Raw genomic sequence first — 847 nt, forward strand, 5'->3', positions numbered from 1 at the left:
GACGGGGGTAACGCCGGTGACGGTAACGGCCTCGGGTCCTGGTGGCAGCGTCAGCGCTCCATTGACGCTGACGGCGGTTGACCAGCCAACAGTAGGCATTAGCTCTCCGGCCAATAACGGCACGGCGACCACCAGCCCAACGGTTTCGGGCACAGCAACGCCCGGTAGTCTGGTAACGCTGACCGGACCCGGTAATCAAACCCTGTGTACCACGACAGCTTCCGCTTCGGGTACCTATAGTTGTCCGGTAAGTGTGCCGCCGGGGCCTAACAGCATCACAGCCGTAGCTTGTAACGCGGGTGGCTGTTCGAGCCCAGCGGTGAGTGATTTTACGGCCGTTGGTCCACCCAGCCTGACGGCGGTTCAGCCACCCGTTGGCCCCACTACCCAACCCATCACGGGTACGGCGACACCGGGCAGCGCTATTGTGATCACCGGGCCGGGCAACCAGACTCTGTGTACCACGACGGCCTCTGCCTCAGGTACTTTCAGTTGTCCGGTAACGGTATCAAGCGGAGTAACGCCGGTGACGGTAACGGCCTCGGGTCCGGGCGGTAGCACCAGCGCTCCATTGACGCTGACAGCGGTTGACCAGCCAACGGTAGGTATTAGCTCTCCGGCCAATAACGGCACGGCGACCACCAGCCCAACGGTTTCAGGTACAGCAACACCGGGCAGTCTGGTAACGCTGACCGGACCCGGTAATCAGACTTTGTGTACGACCACGGCTTCGGCTTCGGGTACCTACAGTTGTCCCGTAAGTGTGCCGCCGGGTCCCAACAGCATCACGGCGGTGGCCTGTAACGCGGGTGGCTGTTCAACCCCAGCGGTGAGCAACTTCACGGCG

General features: G+C 62.3%; 1 protein-coding gene. It reads left to right on the forward strand.

All coding sequences use genetic code 11. The features are described 5' to 3' along the window. The coding region (locus tag BGO59_RS17275) for an Ig-like domain-containing protein (RefSeq protein ID WP_293685013.1) at nucleotides 1-847 on the forward strand (847 nt) is incomplete at both ends.

This window comes from Spirosoma sp. 48-14, assembly GCF_001898575.1.
In the GTDB taxonomy this organism is placed as follows: Bacteria; Bacteroidota; Bacteroidia; order Cytophagales; family Spirosomataceae; genus Spirosoma.